The organism is Pseudomonas sp. KB-10, from assembly GCF_018221585.1.
Taxonomy (GTDB): domain Bacteria; phylum Pseudomonadota; class Gammaproteobacteria; order Pseudomonadales; family Pseudomonadaceae; genus Aquipseudomonas; species Aquipseudomonas yangonensis.
This window is the reverse complement of the sequence record NZ_QYYB01000002.1, coordinates 490610-513820: the sequence shown is the minus strand read 5'-3', so window position 1 is coordinate 513820 and position 23211 is coordinate 490610. Positions and strand designations below refer to the sequence as shown.

17 protein-coding genes and 1 pseudogene are annotated in these 23211 nt (G+C 62.3%); 7 read left to right on the top strand and 11 right to left on the bottom strand.

Going from position 1 to position 23211, the window contains the following annotated elements; genetic code table 11:
- Positions 1-19: 19 nt before the first annotated feature.
- The gene (locus tag DXK50_RS07320) at positions 20-721 is read right to left on the bottom strand and encodes an FMN-dependent NADH-azoreductase (protein ID WP_212629837.1); all 702 of its coding nucleotides are present in this window, start codon (positions 719-721) and stop codon (positions 20-22) included.
- 119 nt (positions 722-840) lie between these two features.
- On the opposite strand from DXK50_RS07320, the gene DXK50_RS07315 reads away from it, so the two are divergent.
- On the top strand, positions 841-1740 hold the full coding sequence (locus DXK50_RS07315) for a LysR substrate-binding domain-containing protein (RefSeq protein WP_161867992.1): 900 nt from the start codon (positions 841-843) through the stop codon (positions 1738-1740).
- 23 nt (positions 1741-1763) lie between these two features.
- Here DXK50_RS07315 and DXK50_RS07310 read toward each other — a convergent pair whose 3' ends face one another.
- Both DXK50_RS07310 and DXK50_RS07305 read right to left on the bottom strand, forming a co-directional pair.
- Complete coding sequence (locus DXK50_RS07310; RefSeq protein ID WP_161867993.1) at positions 1764-2621, bottom strand: DMT family transporter; 858 nt, start codon at positions 2619-2621, stop codon at positions 1764-1766.
- Between the two features lie 217 nt (positions 2622-2838).
- A complete protein-coding gene (locus DXK50_RS07305; protein WP_212629836.1) occupies positions 2839-3534 on the bottom strand; it encodes a GNAT family N-acetyltransferase in 696 nt (231 codons plus the stop codon).
- Positions 3535-3699: 165 nt separating this feature from the next.
- Between DXK50_RS07305 and DXK50_RS07300 the strand changes: the two genes are divergently transcribed.
- From DXK50_RS07300 to DXK50_RS07285, 3 genes are all read left to right on the top strand, one after another.
- Complete coding sequence (locus DXK50_RS07300) at positions 3700-4227, top strand: DUF421 domain-containing protein (RefSeq protein ID WP_212629835.1); 528 nt, start codon at positions 3700-3702, stop codon at positions 4225-4227.
- A 567-nt stretch (positions 4228-4794) separates the two neighbouring features.
- A complete protein-coding gene (locus tag DXK50_RS07290) occupies positions 4795-4986 on the top strand; it encodes a DUF1289 domain-containing protein (protein WP_161867997.1) in 192 nt (63 codons plus the stop codon).
- Between the two features lie 152 nt (positions 4987-5138).
- Positions 5139-6023, top strand: a complete 885-nt coding sequence (locus DXK50_RS07285) for a LysR family transcriptional regulator (protein WP_212629834.1) — start codon at positions 5139-5141, stop codon at positions 6021-6023.
- 19 nt (positions 6024-6042) lie between these two features.
- On the opposite strand, the gene DXK50_RS07280 is transcribed toward DXK50_RS07285, so the two are convergent.
- The 5 genes and pseudogenes from DXK50_RS07280 to DXK50_RS07260 form a co-directional block, all read right to left on the bottom strand.
- Entirely contained in the window at positions 6043-7104 is a 1062-nt protein-coding gene (locus DXK50_RS07280; protein ID WP_212629833.1) for an aldo/keto reductase, read from the bottom strand.
- A 228-nt stretch (positions 7105-7332) separates the two neighbouring features.
- A pseudogene (locus tag DXK50_RS07275) lies at positions 7333-7625 on the bottom strand (transposase); the annotation flags it as partial.
- Positions 7626-8540: 915 nt separating this feature from the next.
- Positions 8541-9965 carry a hypothetical protein gene (locus DXK50_RS07270; RefSeq protein ID WP_212629832.1) on the bottom strand — a complete coding sequence of 475 codons (1425 nt, stop codon included), beginning with the start codon at positions 9963-9965 and terminating at the stop codon, positions 8541-8543.
- 105 nt (positions 9966-10070) lie between these two features.
- The gene (locus DXK50_RS07265) at positions 10071-11321 is read right to left on the bottom strand and encodes a ribonucleotide-diphosphate reductase subunit beta (protein ID WP_212629831.1); all 1251 of its coding nucleotides are present in this window, start codon (positions 11319-11321) and stop codon (positions 10071-10073) included.
- Positions 11322-11821: 500 nt separating this feature from the next.
- The gene (locus tag DXK50_RS07260) at positions 11822-14728 is read right to left on the bottom strand and encodes a ribonucleoside-diphosphate reductase subunit alpha (RefSeq protein WP_212629830.1); all 2907 of its coding nucleotides are present in this window, start codon (positions 14726-14728) and stop codon (positions 11822-11824) included.
- 763 nt (positions 14729-15491) lie between these two features.
- Here DXK50_RS07260 and DXK50_RS07255 point away from each other — a divergent pair.
- Together DXK50_RS07255 and DXK50_RS07250 are read left to right on the top strand one after the other, a co-directional pair.
- Positions 15492-16247, top strand: a complete 756-nt coding sequence (locus tag DXK50_RS07255; protein WP_161866691.1) for a response regulator — start codon at positions 15492-15494, stop codon at positions 16245-16247.
- A 10-nt stretch (positions 16248-16257) separates the two neighbouring features.
- Complete coding sequence (locus tag DXK50_RS07250; protein WP_212629829.1) at positions 16258-17865, top strand: ATP-binding protein; 1608 nt, start codon at positions 16258-16260, stop codon at positions 17863-17865.
- A gap of 423 nt (positions 17866-18288) precedes the next feature.
- Here the strand turns inward: DXK50_RS07250 and DXK50_RS07245 are convergent, their stop codons facing one another.
- Positions 18289-18993, bottom strand: a complete 705-nt coding sequence (locus DXK50_RS07245; protein WP_212629828.1) for a 4'-phosphopantetheinyl transferase family protein — start codon at positions 18991-18993, stop codon at positions 18289-18291.
- Positions 18994-19785: 792 nt separating this feature from the next.
- Here DXK50_RS07245 and DXK50_RS07240 point away from each other — a divergent pair.
- Positions 19786-21660 carry an MFS transporter gene (locus DXK50_RS07240; RefSeq protein WP_212629827.1) on the top strand — a complete coding sequence of 625 codons (1875 nt, stop codon included), beginning with the start codon at positions 19786-19788 and terminating at the stop codon, positions 21658-21660.
- A 117-nt stretch (positions 21661-21777) separates the two neighbouring features.
- Here DXK50_RS07240 and sugE read toward each other — a convergent pair whose 3' ends face one another.
- Together sugE and DXK50_RS07230 are read right to left on the bottom strand one after the other, a co-directional pair.
- On the bottom strand, positions 21778-22092 hold the full coding sequence (gene sugE, locus DXK50_RS07235) for a quaternary ammonium compound efflux SMR transporter SugE (protein ID WP_161866687.1): 315 nt from the start codon (positions 22090-22092) through the stop codon (positions 21778-21780).
- 139 nt (positions 22093-22231) lie between these two features.
- Positions 22232-23179 carry a bile acid:sodium symporter family protein gene (locus DXK50_RS07230; protein ID WP_212629826.1) on the bottom strand — a complete coding sequence of 316 codons (948 nt, stop codon included), beginning with the start codon at positions 23177-23179 and terminating at the stop codon, positions 22232-22234.
- Positions 23180-23211: the final 32 nt, after the last annotated feature.

The following is a 23211-nucleotide window of genomic DNA, read 5'->3' as shown; positions in this document are numbered from 1 at the left end:
ACGCGAAGCCCTCGCGTCGTCACGCCGGCTCTTCGAGGCGTTCGGCCTGCAGCGAACGCTGCAGTTCGGCCACCAGCGCATCGACCTTGCCCAGCCCCTGCTTGACTGACTCGGCGAGCAGTTCGCCGCCGACTTCCTGGCCTTCGATGGCGATCTGGTGCACGCGGGTGAGCCCGATGAAACCGAGCGCGGTGATCACATTCGGTTCCAGATGGTTCATGTGCGCCATCTCGCCACCGGCATCGAAGCCGACACCGCCGCGCGCCGTGAGGATCACGACATGGCGTGGCCGGTCGGCCAGCTTGGGCACATAGGGATCGAGCGGGTTGCTGTCGTCCACCTCCACGGTGCGGCCGGGGCGCACCACCTGGTCGATCCACGCCTTGAGCGCGGCGGGCATGCCGAAGTTGTACAGCGGCGTGCCGATCACCAGCACGTCGGCGGCGATCAGTTCGTCCACCAGGCGATCGCTTTCGGCCAGGGTGTCGCGCATCCAGGCCTCGCGCTGCGGCTCGGGGGTAAAGGACGAGGCGATCCAGTCATGACTGATGATCGATGGCGGGTTCTGGCCGATGTCGCGGTAGGTGACGACGTCCTGTGGGCGGCGTGCCTGCCACTGGCTGACGAAGCGATGGCTGAGGTTGCGGCTGTGCGAGCCGTGTTCATCCTTGCCGGCAAGGCCGGGGCGGGCGCTGGCGTCGAGATGCAGAATATGGGTCATGGCGAGTCTCCTGCTTGAATTTCTATTCATCTGTGAAAAGCTGCAGTGACAGGCTAGGTTTGCTCCTATATGGCGACAAACGATCAATATTTTCTTAAACAGATGAGGAAAACTCAGTTATGAGCCGGCGCAGACTACCACCGCTATCTGCCTTGCGTGCCTTCGAGGCGGCGGCTCGTCATGAGAGCGCCAAGCAAGCCGCGGAGGAACTCTCCGTCACCGCCACGGCGATCAGTCACCAGATCCGTGCGCTGGAGGAATCCCTCGGCCTTGCACTGTTCGTACGCAAGCCTCGTCAGCTGGAACTGACCATGGCCGGGCGCGAGCTGCAGCAGGTGCTGGAAAGCGCCTTCGACAGCATCGGCGCTGCGGTCGAGCGGCTCAGCGCCGCACCGCGCCGGCATGCGGTCACCCTCAGCACCACGCCCGCGGTGGCGGTGCGCTGGCTGCTGTCCTGGGTCTGCCTGCTGCGCGATTCCCACCCGGATATCGACCTGCGCATTCATGCCTCGCATGAGCCGGTGGCGCTCGACGGCGTCACCGCCGATATCGCCATTCGCTACGGCGATGGCCGCTGGCCAGGGCTGGTTGCGGAGAAACTCTTCGACAACACCTTCGTGCCGGCCTGTAGCCCGCTACTGGAGTTGCACGATGCCGCCGATCTGCCCAGGCATGCGCTGATTCACTTTCGCAACCAGGCGGCGATTTCCTCGCCCATCGATTGGGCGGTCTGGCAGAAGCAGGCCCAGATACCGGGGCTGGATGTCGGGGCCGGGCTGGTGTTCTCCGACGAGACTCACGCCGTCTCGGCCGCCGTCGGCGCTCAGGGCGTGGCGCTGATGAGCCGGCAACTGATCGAGGACGAGTTGACGGCGGGGCGCCTGATGCAGCCCTTCGGGCCGGAGCTGGAAGGCAAGCCGTTCTTTCTGGTGTACCCCGAAAGCCGCCGCAATGACCCGAGCATTCAGGCCGTGCGCGAGTGGATCCTGACGGTGCCGGGTGGTTTGTGTCCGGTGTAGCGGCACGCCGGGCGTGATGGCGTTCAGGCCGGCAAGGGCTGGCGCACGCGCAAGGTCAGGCCGGCATGCACGGCCAGCGTGGCGATGACCAGTGCGCCACCGTAGAGCGTCGCGTTGGCCGGCGTTTCCTGCAGGAAGTACCAGACCCAGAGCGTGCCCAGTACGCTTTCCAGCAGGTAGAACAGCGCGACTTCGGCGGAGGGCAGGTAGCGGGTTGCGTTGTTGATCAGCAAGGTGGCAAGCGGCATCTGCACCAGGCCCATGATGGCCAGCGCCCAGTAGCTCGAAGTGCCCAGTGCGAAGGGCTGCGCGTTGGGCCAGGCGATCAGTGCCGCGGCCAGTCCGCCGAGGGCGATCAATGGCATGCGCTCCAGGGCCGGGTGGCGGCGCAGCAGCGTCAGGTTGGCGCCCACCGCCGCCGATGACAACAGCGCATAGCCGTTGCCGGCCAGGTCGCTGGCATCAAACGCGCCGGCGAACACCAACATGATGCCCAAGGCCGCCACGCCAATCGCCAGCCAGGTGCGCAGGGCCACCTGTTCGCCTAGGAAGAAGCGGGTGAACAGCGCCGCGAACAACGGCGCCGTGCAGAGAATGACCACCACGTTGGCGACCTGGGTATGGATCACCGCCAGCACGAAGAAGATCGAGATCAACGCCAGCAGCAGGGCCGAGCAGGCACTGAGCAACGGTTGCGCCCGGACGCTGGCACGACTTCTGGCCGACAGGGAGAACACGCCGAGCGCCAGGAACATCAGCAGCCCGCGCCAGAACACGATGCTCCAGCCATCGGCCTGCGCCAGGCGCACCAGCAGACCATCGAAGCTGAGTAGGGTGATGCCGCTGGTAACGAGCAGCAAACCGCGCGCTGAATCTTTCATCCGTGTGTCCTCGGCAGCCGCTGACGGCGCTTTGTTCCGGGCTGGGCGGAAGGCGCAGCCAGATGTCGCCATCGATGATGGCTGCGCTTTGCACCATGAACCTGCCCAGAAGCGCCCCGAGTGCTGCGGTTAGCGACTTGCCCGCAGTTCAACGAGCAATGCCACCCTCGCTGGGTGAGGTGATGCGCTCGGCCATTCGCGCGCCGAGCCGATGAATTCAGTGCAGTGAGCGAGAAGGCAGGCGTTCGTCGACCAGTTGCTGAGCCTGCAGGGCGAGCGTGTCGAGGTAGGCATCGCGTTGTTTTTCTGCCTGGTGCATGGCGCGTTGACCGTGCTGCTTGAGCAGGTAGGCGTGAATCTGCCGCACCTCGGTGGAAGCGAACACCGGAGCCAGATCGGCGACCGCCACCATGCCGCTGGAGCGATAGTCGCGGCTGTTCATCACCACCTGCGCGCCCTGCGCGGCCAGCACCTGCAGGCCCAGGGCTTCGAACAGCGGCACCTTGTCCGCAGCGCAGGTCAGTTCCAGATGCGGGCGATGCGCCAACACGCGTTGCAGCAACGCCCGACCGATGCCATGACCGCGGTACTCGGTATTCACCGCCAGGTAGGCGAGGGTGCAGGCGTCAGCGTCGTCCGGGCTGGGCAGGTACAGGGCAAACCCCAATACATGGGCCGGGTCATCATCGTCCAGCGCCAGCAGCAACTGCGCGGGGCCTTCGGTTTCACCGTTCATGGTCTGCAGATGCAGATGCACCTCGTAGCCAATCACGTACTGGTAAAGCTGATAAAGCGGATTGCTCGGCAGCAACGGAACCGCGCTGAGGTCAGTGAAGTAGTCCACCACCATCTGCAGCACCTGATTCTTCAGTGACTCGGGCGGCGGGCTGCTGAGGTGAGAGAGGGTGAACATTCGGGGAAAAGCTCCGCGGGGATGGGCGTGGGACAGGATTGTAACCTGCGGCCGTGTTCACCCGCCTGCATGCGCTGTCCGCACGACACCGCCTGCATTGTTCAGGAAGAAATCACAGCGCCGTTGTCGTAGTTCGTATGCAGCCAACGTGAAAGGACAACGGTAATGGATGGGATGTTTTTCGATAACGGGCAGGTACTCATCAGAACAGTGACGGTGGGGGTGCTGGCCTATATCTGCCTGGTTGCGTTCCTGCGCCTTTCGGGCAGGCGCACTCTCTCCAAGATGAATGCCTTCGACTTGGTCGTAACCGTCGCCCTCGGCTCGACCTTCGCCACTATCCTGCTCAACAAGGATGTTTCCCTGGCTCAGGGCGCGCTGGCTATGGCTTTGCTGATCGGCCTGCAGTTTATCGTCACCTGGACCAGTGTTCGGGTCGGCTGGGTTCGCCGCCTGGTCACCGGGGAGCCGGCGCTGTTGTTTCACCATGGTCAGTTCCTGCGTAGCGCCATGCGGGCTGCCCGCGTTACCGAGGACGAAGTACGGTCGGCTATTCGCGCTGCGGGAATCGAAACGGTCGCCGATGTGGCCGCGGTCGTCCTGGAGACCGATGGCTCGTTCAGTGTGGTGAGGGAAGAGCGCAGCGAAGGCGAGTCGAGCCTGGCGCGTGTTGGCAGGCCGGATGCGTCCTAGACGGGAAACACCCTACCAAGAGCCAGGCCTGGCTCAGGTAGGCTCTGCGCCTGTAGGCATGCGGCGGGTCGGCGGCCGAGTCGTCTTGAGTAAAGTTAACCGGGTTTTGCACGTTGCCATGCTCCGCTAGAGACCGCAGCCGCTGACACTCTGCGCCACGAACGCCAGCGCCGCTCCATCAACCTGGCCTCGGCCTGTAGTGCCTCGGGTAACATGGCGTCGCAGCGCATACCGAGCCAGAGGAGCCTTATGTCATCGCCGAAACGAAAACACGCAGGCATCGAGCGCGAGCTGATCCGCACCCTGACCTTTGCCTGCGAAACGGCGAAAAGCGAGATCGTCGGTTTCCAGTGGCTGACCCATGAGGTGGACTACCAGCACTTTCCGCAGAGCCTAGTGGTGACCTGGGTGTTCGATACCGAGGCGAGCAGGGCGCGGGCACTCGCCAGTGCGGACCAGGCCAGAATGCTGGCGCTGACCCTAGCCGCTTTCGATGAGGTGGGCATCAGCGTTTCCAGCATCGCTGAACATGTGGCGTTCTCGGTGGAGCAGCCGGCGGGGGCAAACGTGGCCAAGGATATTGAGAACCCCTGCGTGTCGCTCTGCCAGCTCAACGGCGAGTTGTGCGTCGGATGCGGGCGCACGCGCGAGGAAATCCGCAAATGGCGGGGCATGAAACGCCCCGAGAAGATGGCCGCCGTACAGAAGGCCGCAGCGCGGATGAAGGCGATTGCCAGGAAGAAAGGCAAAAGCCAGTAGGGTGGGTGACGCTTTTCATCCACCGTCAGCGGTCGTCCGGGCTACTCGCTGACCAAGGCAAGCTGTGCATCCCGGCAATGCATGGCGAGGCTGTTGCGGTCGTCGTCGAAAACGGCGAATGATACGGGCCATGCCTACAGGACCTAACGAGCATGGACTGGAACGACCTGAAGTATTTCCTCGCGGTGGCGCGAAGCGGGAGTCTCACCCAGGCGGCCACGGAGCTGGCCGTGAGCCAGTCCACCGTCAGCCGGCGCATCACCGAACTGGAGCAGAGCATCGGCACCATCCTCTTCCAGCGCCATCAGACCGGTTATTTCGTGACGGACGAAGGTGGTGAGCTGCTGTGCCATGCCGAGCGCGTCGAAGAAAGCATCATGGCCTTGGAGCGGGGCGCCGCAGGGCTGGACAAGAAACCGGCTGGAAGCGTGCGGCTGGCCACCTCCGAGAACCTGGCCACCGACCTGATCATTCCCGCCCTGCCGGCATTCCGCGAGCGCTACCCGGGCATCTGCCTCGAAATCATCACCAGTACCGTCACGGCGGAGCTTAACCGGCGCGAAGCGGACATCGCTCTGCGCGTGGTGCGGCCAAACCGGGGCAACCTGAAGGTCAGACGCATCGGCCATATGACCTACTCGGTCTACGGCAGCCGCGGCTACCTCGAGCGTCATCCCCACATCGACGGCGAGCCGCTGGGCGGGCGGCACCTGATCACCTGGGACGACAGCCATGGCTTCATGCCGGCTGCGGCCTGGCTCGCGCGCGAGCACCCCGGCTGCAAGGTCGCGCTGGTCACCAGCAGCCTGCCCACGCAGATCGCCGCCGTGCGCGCCGGCCTGGGCCTGGCCGTGATCCCTGACTTTCTGGCGGTGAAGGAGGACTTCATTGCCGTCATCCCGGCCGAGCAGTTGTTCAGCGCCGAACTCTGGCTGGTGACCCATGCCGACCTTGTCGCCTCCGCCCGGGTACGGGCCGTCGCCGACTTTCTCAGCGAGTGCGTGGTGCAGGGCAGCGCCGAGCTGGCGCTGCAGTGAGTGGCCGCCCGCGTCGGCATCAGGAGGTCTGAGCCAGCTTGTCGGCCCACAGATCCACGGGCCCCAGGCGGTCGACCCCTTGCGTCGCCATCATCCAGCCGGGGTACTCGGGCGGCAGCTCGCTGACGGCATCGAGCCGGGCGATCTCCTCCTCGCTCAGGGTGATGTCCACGGCGGCGATATTGTCCTGGAGCTGGCCGAGTCGTTTCGCGCCGACGATGATTGAGGTGACCGCGGGCTTGGCCAGCAGCCAGGCCAGGGCGATACGGGCCGGGCTGCAACCATGGGCCTCGGCTATGGGCCGCAGCACGTCGATCACGTCCCAGGCGCGCGCCTTGTCGACGATGGGGAAGTCGAACGAGGAGCGACGCGACCCTTCCGGCGATTGGTTCTCGCGGCTGAACTTGCCCGATAGCAGGCCGCCGGCCAGCGGGCTCCAGACCAGCAGGCCCATCTTCTCGGCCTCGAGCATCGGGATGAGTTCGCGCTCCAGATCGCGACCGGCGACCGAGTAGTAGGCCTGCAACGTATTGAAGCGCTCCAGGTTCAGCCGCGCTGAAACGCCCAGCGCCGTGGCGACGCGCCAGGCCTGCCAGTTCGACACGCCGACGTAACGCACCTTGCCCTGGCGCACCAGATCGTCCAGCGCGCGCAGGGTTTCCTCCAGCGGCGTCACGCTGTCGTGGGCGTGAATCTGATAGAGGTCGATATGATCGGTCTGCAGTCGCCGCAGGCTGGCCTCGACCGCATCCATGATATGCCCACGAGACGCGCCGACATCGTTGCGCCCCTGGCCCATGCGGCTGTAGACCTTGGTCGCCAGCACCACATCGCTGCGCGTGACCCCCAGATTCTTCAGCGCCTGGCCGAGCGTGCGCTCGCTGGCACCGGCGGAGTAGACATCCGCCGTGTCGAAGAAATTGATACCGGCATCGAGGCTGGCCTTGACTAACTCGTCGGCCGCCGCCTGGCCGACATCGCCGATGTGCTCGTAGATGCCGCTGCCATCACTGAAGGTCATGGTGCCCAGGCAGAGCTGCGAGACCACTAGCCCGGTATTGCCTAATGTCTTGTATTTCATCGTGCTCTCCTCGAGTCATGACGGCGGCTGCGGCAACAGAGTGCCGAAGCCGCGTCGGCTGTGGGTGAGTGCTGTTGTGCAACGCACGCCCCTACGTTAGCCCCGGCCCGGTAAAAGAAAAACGCACAACGATGGACGATCGAATTGCAAATTTGGAAAACGAAGGAACAGACCTGGCCCATGATCACGGCCGGTTCGGGAAAGACCGTCTTGCAGATCCTGTTGGTGGCTGGCGCTTAGTGCTGCGGTAGAGGGCAGGCGCTTTGCGCAGGTGAACTTGATGACCTTCCCGAGCGGAGTTGGCATCGCCTGGCAGTAGCGTTCACAGGCAATGCATATGTTCGGGTAGCGCCACCCAGGCATCGATATGGAAGGGGTGACGGGGTTTGGTGGCGCGCACCGTCTCGCGCAGCAAGTCGATTTCGCGGATCAGCAGATCGCTGGTTGACGGTGAGGAAGTAGGTGGCGCCAGCAACGGCGGGGCGTCGGTAATTGGGCTTTGCGGCTCGTCCTTGAGCGATGGCTGTATTTGAACCACGGTGGACAAGCTTCGCGTTGTCCTCCCTACACCCGGCATTTCGGCGATCCGTAGGGTGGATGGCGCTCTTTTCATCCACCATTGCGGTGGTAGCCGGGTTACTTGCCTTCGGCGTGAGCTCGCCGCTTCCATGTTGTTGCCGATACCGGTTCCGCCCTTACGGCGGGTCACTTTTGGCATTGCCCCAAAAGTAACCAAAAGGTCTAGCCCCGCCATCCGGGTCTGGCTGCGCCAGACTTCCCTCGCTCCATCGTCACTCCGGGGTCGGCGTACAAGGGCCGTCCCTGGCCCTTTACGCCTTTCGCCGCATCCATGCGGCTCACCCCCTGCGCAACGATTCCGCTCGGCCTCCTGAAGGGGCGCTTGGCGTCGTCTGTGAGATTGGCGCTCCAGAACAGCAAGGAGCCAAAGCATTGCAGCAAAGCCGCAATGCTTTGGCTCTGCTTTTTGGATTTGCCTACACGGACAGTTCAGGCGACTCGGTTTCCGAATTCCGTCAGGAGGCCGAAACGTAGCGAAGCGGAGTAACAGCCGAAGGCTGGCCCGTAGGGCGAGCGCAGCGAGTAGTGGAGGTGCTGTGTAGAGGGGCGTTTGGCATGGATGCCAAACGAGGAGTGATGGGCCAGGGATGGCCCTTCGCGACGACCCTCGGAACAGCGCCGGAGTGAGGGGAGTTTCGCGCAGCGAAACCCGGATGCCGGGCGCGCTTTCTCTTTGGTTACTTTCTGCGCGAGCAAAGAGAAACGGAACGCAGCGGAGTAACAGCCTAAGGCTGGCCCGAAGGGCGAGCGAAGCGAGTCAAGTGACTCGCCGTAAGGGCGACATCAGTAGAAGCGAATAGAGGAGAAAAAAAGCCGTCCCCTTTTTCGCCTTTTGAGTGTGGGCGCGCGATCAGTCATCAGTCTATAAGGGAATCAAATTTTTTCTTGAGCAGCGGAAAGCTATATGGATGCGCGGATTCTCTTCCTTTGATGAGTTCAATTATTTCCTCGTCAGATAGGGTAATTATATAACCTCTCTGGTCGTTTGCTGTGTCTTTGCATCGTAAATGTAAAAGGTTGGAGTTCTTGCATTTTCTATGGACAATTATTCCAAATTTTCCGCGGGACGGGCTAAATCTTCCTGATAGTTGATCTACCTCTGGATTGCTTAGGTCATCATCATAGTTTTTACATTCTATGAATATCTTGGCTGCGGGATAGTGCTGCGCTAGCCATGAAAAAAAACCATTTTTTGCGTTATTTGTATATTCGATGTCAATTCTCTTTCTGCCATCATGTATGGTTTTTTCTCTCTTGGGATGGCTAAGGCACGGGTAGAAAAGTGCGGTAAGGGTTTTTTCTATTAAATTCTCATATTCATGAGCGGCGCTGCGGCCGGTAGATATGAGTGAGAATTCGTTCTGTACTTTTTCCCAGTCCAGTTTTGGTGTGTTTGTTATTTCTGAGATGTCTTCATGATCTAGGGCGCTAACTATAGTTTTTATCTTATCTTTTTTGTAGTTTTCAAGTGCTCCTCTGTGGTTTATTGTTTGAGTTTCAATCGATTTTTTGTCTTTTCCGTATTTCTTAATGAGGTCTGTTTTTGTGACTTTTGGTGACCCATCTTTTAGGTAGTGAACGAGGGTCGTAGCACGGCGGATTTCATCTCTCTGCATATCTTCTAGAAGATAGTGTCTGTAGTATTCGGAGGAGCTATATGAAATATTATATCTGGCTATTATTTTCGGTATAAGTATTACCTTGCCCTCGCTTGTCATGGGAAGATTGGTAAGGAACTGCGTCCATTTATCTCCATTCCAGACTGGGCCTGATTTTATACCGGGGGTAAGGGGGATGTTGTGAAGGTTACACATCTCTTGTGTGTATTCTATCAGCGGTCCACGAATGATATTGCAAATTGCGTCGGAGATCATGTCGCTTCCGATGCCTTCGATTACAAGACAAGTGTCCTCCAAATCTTGCAAGAGGCCGCTTTTAGAAGCTTTGCTTTGTGAAATTGCTAATCCTAGTTTGTGAGCGTTGTGTGCTCCAATACCATGACCTCTTGCTTTTCCTTTTGAAAGGCCGAGATGGAACTCATTGCTTTCTGATAATTGGGAAAGTAAGTTGATGGCATTGCTCAAGCTGTTATTCGCTATTTCTTGAAGAACTTTGTCAAAAAAGGTTTGCATCAAGGATTGAGCGATATGGCCGAACTCAGAATCGAGCTGCTTGAGGCCGGTTGGATCTATAAATGCCGCTACGTCTGTATGAAGTGGTATATCAAGGAAGTCTAAGTAGGGCTGTTCGAGATTGAGTTGAAAGAATTGCGAGAATCTCATAGATCTCTCCAAAAAAAGCCCCGCACTAGGCGGGGCTTCTTATTTACCCTCAACCCCAACATCCCTGGCAGGTGTGGGTCAATCTACTCTGATGTCAGCGAGCCATCAATCCCAGCTCAACGCACCACCAGTCTGATACTCGATCACGCGGGTCTCGAAGAAGTTCTTCTCCTTCTTCAGGTCCATGATCTCGCTCATCCACGGGAAGGGGTTGGTGGTGCCCGGGTATTCTTCCTTCAGGCCGATCTGGGTCAGGCGGCGGTTGGCGATGAATTTGAGGTAGTCCTCCATCATCGCGGCGTTCATGCCCAGTACGCCGCGCGGCATGGTGTCACGCGCGTATTCGATCTCCAGCTGGGTGCCCTGCAGGATCATCTGGGTCGCTTCGTCCTTCATCTGGGCATCCCACAGGTGCGGGTTCTCGATCTTGATCTGGTTGATCACGTCGATGCCGAAGTTCAGGTGCATGGACTCGTCACGCAGGATGTACTGGAACTGCTCGGCGGTGCCGGTCATCTTGTTGCGGCGGCCCATGGAGAGGATCTGGGTGAAGCCGCAGTAGAAGAAGATGCCTTCCAGTACGCAGTAGTAGGCGATCAGGTTCTTGAGGAACTGACGGTCGGTTTCCGGGGTGCCGGTGTTGAAGGTCGGGTCGGAGATCGAGCGGGTGTACTTGAGGCCCCAGGAGGCTTTCTTCGCGACGCTCGGGATCTCGTGGTACATGTTGAAGATCTCGCCTTCATCCATGCCCAGCGACTCGATGCAGTACTGGTAGGCGTGGGTGTGAATCGCTTCCTCGAAGGCCTGGCGCAGGATGTACTGGCGGCACTCGGGGTTGGTGATCAGGCGGTACACGGCCAGTACCAGGTTGTTGGCTACAAGGCTGTCGGCGGTGGAGAAGAAGCCGAGGTTGCGCATGACGATGCGGCGCTCGTCTTCGGAGAGACCGTCGGTGCTCTTCCACAGCGCGATGTCGGCGTTCATGTTCACTTCCTGCGGCATCCAGTGGTTGGCGCAACCATCCAGATACTTCTGCCAGGCCCAATCGTACTTGAAGGGGACGAGCTGGTTGAGGTCGGCGCGGGCGTTGATCATCTGCTTGTCGCCGACCTGCACGCGCGCGGCGGCGCCTTCGAGGTCGTCCAGGCCTTCCTGGATGTCGAGGTCGTTCAGGGCCTTCTTGGCGCGGGCCACGGCGTCGGAGTCGTTGGCGTCGACAGCGCGGGCCTGCTCGACCGAGCCGGCAGCTTCGCTGTCGAGCTTGTCGAAGTTGGTGCCGGCGCTCTGTGCGTTGGCGTTGCTTGCGGCGGCTGCTTCTGCGCCGTCTTCCTTGTCGAATTCATCCCAGCTCAGCATGGCTTGGCTCCTGCGTGAGGGCCGGTTAACGAACCGGCCTGTATGGATATACAGATAATTTGAATTATGTTCCGTTGCGTGATGCGCGCAAGGGTAAACGGGTACCACTGGTCAGCAGGCGGTGGATTGCTGGCTGACCTTTGCCCCTCGACCCGAAGGAGGAGAGGCGGGAATTTGTGAGAGGGGCAAGGCTTGGGTAGGAGCGGATTTATCCGCGATTTTCGCGGCTGAAGCCGCTCCTACGAAAAGCCTTCCCTCTCCCTAACCCTCGGTTCGGGCTTCCTGCTTCACCCTACCTCCTGCATCCCTGCAGTCGTCTCCCGCAAGCGGGAGAGGGGACTGACGGTTGCTTTGCTTTAGAACTACATCAGACCTTCGAGCGTGTAGCTGAGCGAGTGAGCGCTAGGCACCTGCTGGAGTGGAGCCCCTGAGCGTACGTATGTACGTGATGGGGGCCGCTCCGGCAGGTAACGCCGCGAATGCCGCTCAGATGCGCGCGCTTATTGGCACGCTTCGCAGTCGGGTTCGTCGATGGCACACGCTTTCGGTACTGGCGCCGGGGCCGGGGCGGCCTGCTGGGCAGGGGCCTGGGCCTTGGCCGAGAAGCCTTCGTCGCCACCAGCGGAAACTGCGTTGAGCTTGCCGGTGTTGATGGTCGACTTCTCGGTGCTGGTGGCGGCCAGGGCACGGAGGTAGTAGGTGGTTTTCAGGCCACGGTACCAGGCCATGCGGTAGGTCACGTCCAGCTTCTTGCCCGAAGCGCCGGCGATGTACAGGTTCAGCGACTGAGCCTGGTCGATCCACTTCTGGCGACGGCTGGCAGCGTCGACGATCCACTTGGTTTCCACTTCGAAGGCGGTGGCGTACAGGTCTTTCAGGTCCTGCGGGATGCGCTCGATCTGCTGCACGGAACCGTCGTAGTACTTCAGGTCGTTGACCATGACCGGGTCCCACAGGCCGCGGTTTTTCAGGTCGCGCACCAGGTAGGGGTTGATCACGGTGAATTCGCCGGAGAGGTTCGATTTCACGTACAGGTTCTGGTAGGTCGGCTCGATGGACTGAGACACGCCAATGATGTTGGAGATAGTCGCGGTCGGCGCGATGGCCATGATGTTCGAGTTACGAATACCTTTCTTCACGCGCTCGCGGATCGGCGCCCAGTCCAGCGATTCGGACAGGTCGACGTCGATGTACTTCTGGCCACGGGCTTCGATCAGAATCTGCTGCGAGTCCAGCGGCAGGATGCCCTTGCTCCACAGCGAACCTTCGAAGGTTGAGTAGCTGCCACGCTCTTCGGCCAGGTCACAGGAGGCCTGGATGGCGTAGTAGCTGATGGCTTCCATCGACTTGTCGGCGAACTCGATGGCCGCGTCCGAACCGTAGGCGATGTGCTGCAGGTACAGGGCGTCCTGGAAGCCCATCAGGCCGAGGCCGACCGGACGGTGCTTGAGGTTGGAGTTACGTGCCTGGTCGACGCTGTAGTAGTTGATGTCGATGACGTTATCGAGCATGCGCACAGCGGTCTTGACGGTGCGGCCGAGTTTCTCGATGTCCAGCTTGCCGTCGACGATGTGGTTGACCAGGTTGACCGAGCCCAGGTTGCAGACCGCGATCTCGTCCTTGTTGGTGTTCAGGGTGATCTCGGTGCACAGGTTGGAGCTGTGTACCACGCCCACGTGCTGCTGCGGGCTGCGCAAGTTACACGGGTCCTTGAAGGTCAGCCACGGGTGGCCGGTCTCGAACAGCATCGAGAGCATCTTGCGCCACAGGTCCTTGGCCTGGATGGTCTTGTACAGCTTGATCTTGCCGTACTCGATCAGGGCTTCGTAGTACTCGTAGCGCTCTTCGAAGGCCTTGCCGGTCAGGTCGTGCAGGTCCGGTACTTCGCTCGGGCTGAACAGGGTCCACTTGCCGTCTTCGAAGACGCGCTTCATGAACAGGTCCGGAATCCAGTTGGCGGTGTTCATGTCGTGAGTACGACGACGGTCGTCACCGGTGTTCTTGCGCAGCTCGAGGAATTCCTCGATGTCCATGTGCCAGGTTTCCAGGTAGGCGCACACCGCGCCCTTGCGCTTGCCGCCCTGGTTGACCGCCACGGCGGTGTCGTTGACCACTTTCAGGAAGGGCACGACGCCCTGGGATTTGCCGTTGGTGCCCTTGATGTAGGAGCCCAGCGCGCGCACCGGAGTCCAGTCGTTGCCCAGGCCGCCGGCGAATTTGCTCAGCATGGCGTTGTCGTGGATGGCGCCGTAGATGCCCGACAGGTCGTCCGGCACGGTGGTCAGGTAGCACGACGACAGCTGCGGACGCAGGGTACCGGCGTTGAACAGGGTCGGGGTCGACGCCATGTAGTCGAACGAGGACAGCAGGTTGTAGAACTCGATGGCGCGGTCTTCGCGGTTCTTCGGCTCTTCGATGGCCAGGCCCATGGCCACGCGCATGAAGAACACCTGCGGCAGTTCGAAGCGGATGCCGTCCTTGTGGATGAAGTAGCGGTCGTACAGGGTCTGCAGGCCGAGGTAGGTGAATTGCTGGTCGCGCTCGTGGTTGATGGCACGGCCCAGTTTCTCCAGGTCGAACTCCTTCAGCTTGGCGTCCAGCAGCTCGAACTCAACGCCCTTGTCGACATAGGCCGGCAGAGCCTTGGCGTACAGGTCGGCCATCTCGTGGTGAGTGGCACTGCCTGCAATGTTCAGGAAGCTCAGGGCCTCGGCGCGGATGTTGTCCATCAGCAGGCGGGCGGTGACGTAGCTGTAGTTCGGCTCACGCTCGACCAGGGTACGGGCGGTCATCACCAGGGCGGTGTTGACGTCCTTCTCGGCGACGCCGTCGTACAGGTTCTTCAGGGTTTCGCGCTCGATCAGACCGCCGTCGACTTCGGCCAGACCTTCGCAGGCCTCCGTGATGATGGTCTGCAGGCGGCCCATGTCCAGCGGCTGCAGCTCACCGCCAGCGGTGGTGATGCGGATGCTCGGGTGCGGCTGGGCGATTTCGCTGCCGGCACTGGCCTTGCGCTTGTTGGCCTGGGCTTCGCGGTAGATCACGTAGTCGCGGGCAACCTTCTGCTCGCCGGCGCGCATCAGGGCCAGTTCGACCTGGTCCTGGATCTCTTCGATGTGGATGGTACCGCCGGACGGCATGCGGCGCTTGAAGGTGGCGGTGACCTGTTCGGTCAGGCGCGCGACGGTGTCGTGGATACGCGACGAAGCGGCAGCGGTGCCGCCTTCTACTGCGAGGAAGGCCTTGGTGATGGCGACGGTGATCTTGTCATCGGTGTAGGGGACGACAGTGCCGTTGCGCTTGATCACACGCAGTTGGCCGGGCGCGGTGGCAGCCAGATCCTGGGAGGATTCAGCGGCCTGCGGCGCCACGGCCTGCGGGTTCTCGCGAGTAGTGTCGGTATGCATGGAGATCTCCGTGTTCTGTAATTTTTGGTTGGACGTCACGATTGGAAACCGCGCCCTGTCCGCCGTTCATTCCATTAACAACTGAGCCGCACGCGGCAGCGGGGCCGGGTACGGGGTGTCGCAACAGCTGGCAGGGTGGGCACGACTTCAAGTGCCGTCCTGGCGCATAAGTCACAGCGGGGCATTACCACACCCCGCCTACTACATATAGTGGTCGACTGGCGGGTAAGGCCGCTGTCTGACCGGCTCACGCGCAACGTGGAACATTGCGGCGTGGCTGTAACCCAGGCCAGGCCTGGGTTAGGGCAAAACGATTGGCCGGAGCATCTGGAAAACCCTGTGAAAAGGGCTTGCGCGATTCGTTCTTTTTGTGTCCGGTTTTTCGCGGTAACCCAACATCTGGTAGCTGCCGCGCAATGGGGATACAAGATAGTGCGCTGTTGGAGGCATTGCAAGGCGCTAGAAACAGAACAGCCTGTGGATAAGATGTGAGTGTCTTGTGGGCGCCTGCGGCGTAGCCCGCGTGGTCTCTGGCTCTGGCCAATGCTGACCGTTCGTCGCCCTTGGAGGCGGGATTCCCGCGACTTGGCGAAGCTGTTCGGCGGTGCACAGACTACCACTATATATAGTGCTTTTGGCATGTGCTGTGCTTGCCGAGACGCTCAGGCTCGGGCACGGGTTTGCCGCTCGCGCCGAGATGCGCACAGCCCCTAGAATGGCTGCGGTATTTGCGGCGCTTGCCGGTATGCAAAGGGGAGAGGGTGTGGAACAAGAAGCGTGGCAGATTCTCATCGTCGAGGATGACCAGCGCCTGGCGCAGTTGACCCGCGAGTATCTGGAAGGCAACGGCCTGCGCGTGGCCGTCGAGGCCGACGGCGCCCGTGCGGCAGCGCGGATTCTCGCCGAGCAGCCGGACCTGGTGATTCTCGACCTCATGCTGCCGGGGGAGGACGGCCTGAGCATCTGCCGCAAGGTGCGCGGCGGCTACAAGGGGCCGATCCTGATGCTCACCGCGCGAACCGACGACATGGACCAGGTGCTGGGCCTGGAGATGGGCGCCGATGATTACGTGTGCAAGCCGGTGCGCCCCCGCGTGCTGCTGGCGCGCATTCGCGCGTTGCTACGGCGCCGCGAGGGTAGCGAGAGCGAGCGCGACGAAGGTCAGCCGCGGCGGCTGCAGTTCGGCGCGCTGGCCATCGACAGTGCCATGCGTGAGGCCTGGCTGGGCGAGCAGGGCATCGAGCTGACCAGCGCCGAGTTCGATCTGCTGTGGCTGCTGGCGGTCAACGCCGGGCGCATCCTGTCGCGCGAGGAAATCTTCAATTCCCTGCGTGGTATCGAGTACGACGGCCAGGACCGCTCCATCGACGTGCGCATCTCGCGTATCCGTCCGAAGATCGGTGATGACCCGATGCACCCGCGGATGATCAAGACGGTGCGCAGCAAGGGTTATCTGTTCGTCGCCGAGGCCGCCGAGGCGCTGCCGTTCGGTGATGTGCCGCCGCTCCTGCGCGATTGATCGGGCGGCCATGAACTCGATCTTCCTGCGCATCTACGGCGGCATGCTCGCTGCGCTGGTGCTGGTGGCGCTGCTGGGCGTCGGCACCCTGCACCTGGTCAACGAGGTGCGTGGCGATCAGTACCGCGAGGGGCTGGCGCGCGGCACCTTCCGCCTGATGGCGGACAACCTGCTGCCGATGAACGAGGTGGAGCGCAAGCGCGCCCTGGTGGTGTGGTCGCGCCTGCTCGGCATCCCCCTGGAGCTGCAGGCGCTGAGCGAGGTGGCGTTGGAAAGCAGCGAGCGCAATCGCCTGCAGCGCGGCCATGTGCTGGTGCGCCAGACCGGCCCGCACTCGGCCAAGGTCTACGGCCTGCTCGACGGCAAGCAGCCGCTGCTTTTGACGGGGGAGATCCAGCAGATCAGCGAGCAGCTGGCGCGGGCCACCAACTACCTGCTGATTGATGAGCTGGTGCGCTACCCGGTGCATGAGCAGCCGCAGCGCCTGGCCGAACTGAAGGCGGCCAAGCAGTTCGGCTTCGACCTGCAACTGACACGGCTCGAAGATGCAACCCTGGACCTCGACCAGCGTCGGCGTATCGATGAGGGCGATACGGTGATGGCGCTGGGCAAGGGCGGCGACTCCATCTATGTTTTCTCCGGCATCGTCGATACGCCCTGGGTGCTGGAAATCGGCCCGCTGTACCAGATGAACCCCTATCCGCCGCAGCTGCTGGTGCTGATTGGCGCGTTGGGCCTGAGCCTGATCGGCCTGATCGTCTACCTGCTGGTGCGCTCGCTGGAGCAGCGCCTGCGTGCCCTGGAGAGCGCGGCCACGCATATCGCCAGCGGCCGCCTGGATGCACGCGTGCCGACGCGCGGCGCGGACTCGGTGGGGCGTCTGGCCAGCAGTTTCAATGCCATGGCCGAGCACCTGCAGACCTCCCTGAGCACCCAGCGCGAACTGGTGCGTGCGGTGTCCCATGAGCTGCGCACGCCGGTGGCGCGGCTGCGTTTCGGCCTGGAGATGATCGCCGATGCGCCCAACGAAAGTGCCCGGCGCAAGTACATGGATGGCATGGATAGCGATATCCAGGACCTCGACAAGCTGGTCGACGAGATGCTGACCTATGCGCGTCTGGAGCAGGGCTCGCCGGCGCTGAACTTTCAGCAGGTGGAGCTCAGGGCGCTGATCGATCAGGTGATCGAGGAACTGGCGCCGCTGAGCAACAAGGTGCGCGTGGAATGCGGTGCGGTGCTCAGCGTGCAGGCCGACGGCGCCTGCTGGGTCGAAGCCGAGCCGCGTTACCTGCATCGGGCGCTGCAGAATCTGGTGAGCAACGCCATGCGTTACGCCGAAGGGCGGGTGCTGATCAGCTGTCAGGTCGGCTACAAGCGTTGTCGCATCGATGCCGAGGATGACGGGCCAGGCGTGCCGGAGGAAGCCTGGGAACGTCTGTTCAGTCCCTTTTTGCGCCTGGATGACAGCCGCACGCGGGCGTCCGGCGGGCACGGGCTGGGCCTGTCCATCGTGCGCAGGATCATCTACTGGCACGGCGGTCGCGCGCAGATCGGCCGCAGCGACAGCCTCGGCGGCGCGCGTTTCAGCCTGGTGTGGCCGCGGCGCCAGGGGGAGTAGGGCGCTGTTCCGTAGGGTGCGCCGTGCGCAGCGAGTTTTTGGAGTCCGGATGCAATCCGGGGCTGACCGGCTACCTGTTCCCGGATTGCATCCGGGCTACAACAGCCCCGCCATCAGTGCAATGTCGTTCACCCAAGAAACGGTTGAGCGCGATCAGTCTCCTCGCCCCTTTGGGGAGAGGGTTAGGGCGGGCCGCGTTCGGAGAGGGGGAAATTGCGGTTTGCGGTACTTTCACCCTCTCCCCCAGCCCCTCTCCCATGAATGGGAGAGGGGAGCCAAACGAGTGCGACCTCAAGTGAGCAGCATGACCGCCGCCAGCTAGGTGTAGGTGGATCGCGCTTCAAATGCGCGGCGCGACCGATACACCAGGGCTGCCGGGAGGGTGGATGGAAGAGGCGTCATCCACCCTACGTAGCTGCATGATCACGCCGCCACTGCCACCAGGCTCAGCACCTTGCCGTCGAACAGCCCGAACTGGCCGTCCAGTTCGGCGCCTGAGCGCCAGTGCGCGTTGAGGTCGATCAGCAGGCGCAGGCGCACACTGTCGTCGTCGACGTCCAGCAGCTCGGCGTCATGGAAGTAGAAGCGCGTCAGGGTCAGCGGGTAGAGCGCCTTGAACAGGCTTTCCTTGACCGAGAAGGTCAGGCTGATGCGCAGGGCGCGAGCGTTCTCGTCGAGGTCTTGCAGGCGTAGCAGTTCGGCGGGGGTGAGGATTTCGCCCTGCAGGCGTTGGGCGCGTTCGGCCGGCAGCAGGCGTTCGACGTCCATGCCCAGGGCGCGCCATCGATCTTCAGGCGCGACCAGCGCAGCAGCCCAGTTGTCGCCATGGGTGATGGAGCCGACCACGCCACGCGGCCACTGCGGCGCGCGGTCTTCACCGACTGCAGGCACGCTGGCCTGGCCGGTCACGCGGCGCAGCGCTTCGCGTGCGCACAGGCGCCCGGCCAGGTATTCGGCCTGTCGCTTGGCGACGCCGCGCACGGGCGCGATGCCGCAGCGGGCGAAGTCGTCTTCTGCCAGCAGGGCCGGGTCGAAGCGTGTGCTGATCAGCTGCGCGCCGGCAAGCACGTTTGGCAGCGGGTTGTGCGTGTCGAGAGGGCTGCAGCAGGCAGGGTGGTAGGCGTTCATGGGCGCGATTGTGCCGCGCGGCGGACCGTGCAGTCATCCGCCGTTTACATTTCTTTGCAGGCAGGTAACAAAGCTAAACGGACGCTGGTCCTGGCTTTTGTCAGACTGCGCTGGCATTCCCCAGGGAATGCAGGTGAGGTTGTAGTCAGTGCGAGGGCACTGACGTTTTCTCCGAGTTCGAGAACGGTAGCCCGATTGGGCTGCCGTTTTTTTTGCGCTGCGTTTGGCGACGTGGTTGGGCGCCTCGGAGATGAGCGGTGAGTGCCGGGGAATCGGCGGCGCCTCGGTGCGCGCGGCGCACCCTACCGGACCGAGTCGTCACGATGTACCCGGCTGTGGGAGGCGCTTCAGCGGCGAGCTTTGTGCAATTGCTGTCGCGGCTAAAGCCCCTCCCACGCTGTGGCGTATCGCCAGGGCGTTGGTATCCGGTTTCGTAGGGTGCGTCGTGCGCACCGATAAGTGGCGTCTGCGGGAAGCTGTGGGAGGCGCTTCAGCGGCGAGCTTTGTGCAATTGCTGTCGCGGCTAAAACCCCCTCCCACGCTGTGGCGTATCGCCCGGGGCGTTGGTATCCAGTTTCGTAGGGTGCGCCGTGCGAACCGATGAGTGGCGTCTGCGGGAAGCTGTGGGAGGCGCTTCAGCGGCGAGCTTTGTGCAATTGCTGTCGCGGCTAAAGCCCTCCCCACGCTGTCGCGTATCGCCAAGGCGTTCGCATTTGCCCTGTGGCTTTCGTGGGGGGATTTGCAGTCAAATGCCTGAGCGGGCAAAACCGACTCCCGCGAGGACCATGGACGATGACCCAACAATCGCAATTCGCCCTGCTCGGCAAGAAGTGCTTCCTGCCGTTTTTCGTGACGCAATTGCTCGGCGCCTTCAATGACAACATCTTCAAGCAGTCGCTGATTCTCGCCATCCTGTTCAAGCTCAACACGGGCGTCGACCGCGATCTGCTGGTCAATCTCTGCGCCTTGCTGTTCATCCTGCCGTTCTTTCTGTTCTCCGCCCTCGGCGGCCAGTTCGGCGAGAAGTTCGCCAAGGATTCGTTGATCCGCAAGATCAAGGCTGCCGAGATATTGATCATGCTCGCCGGCGCTGCCGGGGTGTTGCTCGACAGCCTGCCGCTGATGCTCGCGGTACTGTTCGCCATGGGCACGCAGTCGGCGTTGTTCGGCCCGGTGAAGTATTCGATCCTGCCGCAGCACCTCAAGGAAGAGGAGCTGGTGGGCGGCAACGCCCTGGTAGAAATGGGCACCTTCCTGGCGATTCTGGCCGGCACCATCGGCGCCGGCATCATGATGGCCAGCAGCAGCTATGCGCCCATCGTCGCCGGCTCGGTGGTCGGCGTGGCGCTGCTTGGCTACCTGGCCAGCCACGGCATTCCCAGGGCTTCGGCGGCGATGCCGGAACTGCCGCTGGACTGGAACATCTTTCGCCAGTCCTGGGCCATCCTCAAGCTTGGCCTGGGCCAGCGCCCGGCGGTTTCACGCTCGCTGGTGGGCAACTCCTGGTTCTGGTTTCTCGGCGCGATCTACCTGACACAGATTCCGGCTTATGCCAAGGAATGGCTGTATGGCGACGAGAGCGTGGTGACGCTGATTCTCACCGTGTTCTCGCTGGGCATCGGCCTGGGCTCGATGCTCTGCGAGCGCATGAGCGGGCACAAGGTGGAGATCGGCCTGGTGCCGTTCGGCTCCATCGGCCTGACCCTGTTCGGCATGCTGCTGTGGTGGTTCTCCGGCGGTTTCCCGCAGGGCGCTGCGCCGCATGACTGGCTGGCGCTGCTGGGCCATGGTCAGGCCTGGTGGATTCTCGGCTGCATTCTCGGTATCGGTCTGTTCGGCGGCTTCTACATCGTGCCGCTGTATGCGCTGATCCAGTCGCGCACCGCCGAGCACGAGCGGGCGCGGGTGATCGCCGCCAACAACATCCTCAATGCGTTGTTCATGGTCGCCTCGGCCATCGCCGCGATCCTGTTCCTGAGCGTCGCCGGGCTGTCGATTCCGCAGCTGTTTCTGGTGGTGTCGCTGATGAACATCGCGGTCAACAGCTACATCTTCAAGATCGTCCCCGAATTCAGCATGCGCTTTCTCATCTGGCTGCTGGGGCATTCGATGTACCGCGTCGAGCACAGGGGCCTCGACGTGATCCCCGACGAGGGCCCGGCGGTACTGGTATGCAACCACGTGTCGTTCGTCGATGCGCTGCTGATCGGCGGGGCCATTCGCCGGCCGGTGCGTTTCGTCATGTACTACAAGATCTACGACCTGCCGGTGCTCAATTTCATCTTCCGCACTGCCGGCACGGTGCCGATCGCCGGGCGCAGCGAGGACCTGCTGATCTACGACGCGGCGTTCAAGAAGATCGCCGAGTACCTGCGTAACGGCGAGCTGGTGTGCATTTTCCCCGAGGGCAAGCTGACCGGCGACGGCGAGATCGACGAGTTCAAGGCCGGGGTCGAGCGCATTCTCGAAGAGAACCCGGTGCCGGTGATTCCCATGGCGCTGCAGGGTCTGTGGGGCAGTTTCTTCAGTCGTGCGCCGCACAAGGGCCTGTTCAAGCGGTTCTGGTCGCGGGTGTGCCTGGTGGCCGGTACGCCGGTGGTGGCCGAGCAGGCCAAGCGCGAGGCGTTGCAGGCTCAGGTGGCCGAGTTGCGCGGAGATTGGCGTTGAGCTTGTGGGAGAGGCTTTCGGCTCGGGCATCCTGCTTCGCTCTACCTCCTGCATCCCTGCAGTTGCAGCCGCGATTCGCCGCTAAAGCGCCTCCCATAAAGCTGGATTCCGGCTTTCTCAGTGGCTCAGCTTGAGCCCGACCAGCCCGCAGACGATCATCGCCACGCTGGCCAGGCGCAGCAGCGCCATGGACTCGCCGAACAGGATGATGCCGGCGATCACCGTGCCTACGGCGCCGACGCCGGTCCAGATGGCGTAGGCGGTGCCCAGCGGTAGCTCCTTCATGGCCAGGCCGAGCAGGCCCAGGCTGACCAGCATGGCGCAGACGGTCAGCAGCGTTGGCAGGGGGCGGGTGAAGCCTTCGGTGTATTTCAGGCCGATGGCCCAGCCGACCTCGAACAGGCCGGCGAGAAACAGAATGATCCAGGACATGGTCACCTCCAGTGGTTGAAGGGGCCGTCCCCGGATGAGCCACCCTGGGTTCAGGGTGTGGAGGTCGTCCTCGCGCGCACCGTTATTGTGCATATTGGCGCGTCCGGGGCAAGGCGCCCCGGCTTCGTGCAGTGCTGAATCAGTCTGTACTGTCTTTGGCGGTTTGATCCATCCGGCGGTAAAGGGTCGCCAGCAGCGGGCCGGACAGATTGTGCCAGACGCTGAACAGGGCGCTGGGCACGGCGGCCAGTGGGCTGAAGTGCGCGCTGGCCAGCGCGGCACCAAGGCCGGAGTTCTGCATGCCGACTTCGATGGACAGCGTCTTGCGCTGCGCCAGTGACATGCCGAACAGGCGGCCGGCCAGATACCCCAGGCCCAGACCGATGCCGTTGTGCAGGATCACCACGGCCATGATCAGCAGGCCGGATTCGGCAATCTTGCCCTGGCTGGCGGCCACCACGGCAGCGACGATGGCAACGATGCTCACCACGGAGATCAGCGGCAGTACTTCGACGGCGGTCTTGACCCGCTCGCCGAGCAGGCGTTGGGCGATCAGGCCAAGGACGATAGGCAGCAGCACCATCTTGAGGATGGAGATGAACATGGCGCTGAAGGAGACCGGCAGCCATTCCGAGGCCAGCAGCCAGATCAGTGCCGGGGTGACGAGCGGGGCGAGCAGGGTGGTGACGGCTGTGATCGATACCGACAGCGCCAGATCGCCACGGGCGAACCAGGTGATCACGTTGGAGGCGGTGCCGCCGGGGCAGCAGCCCACCAGAATCACGCCCACGGCAATCTCCGGTGGCAGGGCGAACAGCTGGCAGAGCACCCAGGCCACCAGTGGCATGATGCTGAATTGGGCCAGCACGCCCAGCAGCACCGCCAGCGGGCGCCGAGCAACTTCCTGGAAGTCCGCGCCCTTCAGGGTCAGGCCCATGCCGAACATGATCAGCCCGAGCAGCGGGACGATCCAGGCGGTCAGCGGCAGAAACCAGCTGGGTTGGAAGAAGGCCATGACGGCGAACAGCAACACCCAGACGGCGAAGGTGTTGCCGATGAAACGGCTGAAAGCGATCAGTGCTTGCATGGAATGAGGCCTGGGCTTTTCGGGAAAGCCGG

Excerpts from the sequence above, each read along its gene's own strand:
- DXK50_RS07310 (WP_161867993.1), bottom strand. The coding sequence starts at position 2,621 with ATGAAAGATTCAGCGCGCGGTTTGCTGCTCGTTACCAGCGGCATCACC.
- sugE (WP_161866687.1), bottom strand. The coding sequence starts at position 22,092 with ATGTCCTGGATCATTCTGTTTCTCGCCGGCCTGTTCGAGGTCGGCTGG.
- DXK50_RS07270 (WP_212629832.1), bottom strand. The coding sequence starts at position 9,965 with ATGAGATTCTCGCAATTCTTTCAACTCAATCTCGAACAGCCCTACTTA.
- DXK50_RS07315 (WP_161867992.1), top strand. The coding sequence starts at position 841 with ATGAGCCGGCGCAGACTACCACCGCTATCTGCCTTGCGTGCCTTCGAG.
- DXK50_RS07265 (WP_212629831.1), bottom strand. The coding sequence starts at position 11,321 with ATGCTGAGCTGGGATGAATTCGACAAGGAAGACGGCGCAGAAGCAGCC.
- DXK50_RS07285 (WP_212629834.1), top strand. The coding sequence starts at position 5,139 with ATGGACTGGAACGACCTGAAGTATTTCCTCGCGGTGGCGCGAAGCGGG.
- DXK50_RS07230 (WP_212629826.1), bottom strand. The coding sequence starts at position 23,179 with ATGCAAGCACTGATCGCTTTCAGCCGTTTCATCGGCAACACCTTCGCC.
- DXK50_RS07300 (WP_212629835.1), top strand. The coding sequence starts at position 3,700 with ATGGATGGGATGTTTTTCGATAACGGGCAGGTACTCATCAGAACAGTG.
- DXK50_RS07320 (WP_212629837.1), bottom strand. The coding sequence starts at position 721 with ATGACCCATATTCTGCATCTCGACGCCAGCGCCCGCCCCGGCCTTGCC.
- DXK50_RS07280 (WP_212629833.1), bottom strand. The coding sequence starts at position 7,104 with ATGAAATACAAGACATTAGGCAATACCGGGCTAGTGGTCTCGCAGCTC.
- DXK50_RS07250 (WP_212629829.1), top strand. The coding sequence starts at position 16,258 with ATGAACTCGATCTTCCTGCGCATCTACGGCGGCATGCTCGCTGCGCTG.
- DXK50_RS07305 (WP_212629836.1), bottom strand. The coding sequence starts at position 3,534 with ATGTTCACCCTCTCTCACCTCAGCAGCCCGCCGCCCGAGTCACTGAAG.
- DXK50_RS07240 (WP_212629827.1), top strand. The coding sequence starts at position 19,786 with ATGACCCAACAATCGCAATTCGCCCTGCTCGGCAAGAAGTGCTTCCTG.
- DXK50_RS07260 (WP_212629830.1), bottom strand. The coding sequence starts at position 14,728 with ATGCATACCGACACTACTCGCGAGAACCCGCAGGCCGTGGCGCCGCAG.
- DXK50_RS07245 (WP_212629828.1), bottom strand. The coding sequence starts at position 18,993 with ATGAACGCCTACCACCCTGCCTGCTGCAGCCCTCTCGACACGCACAAC.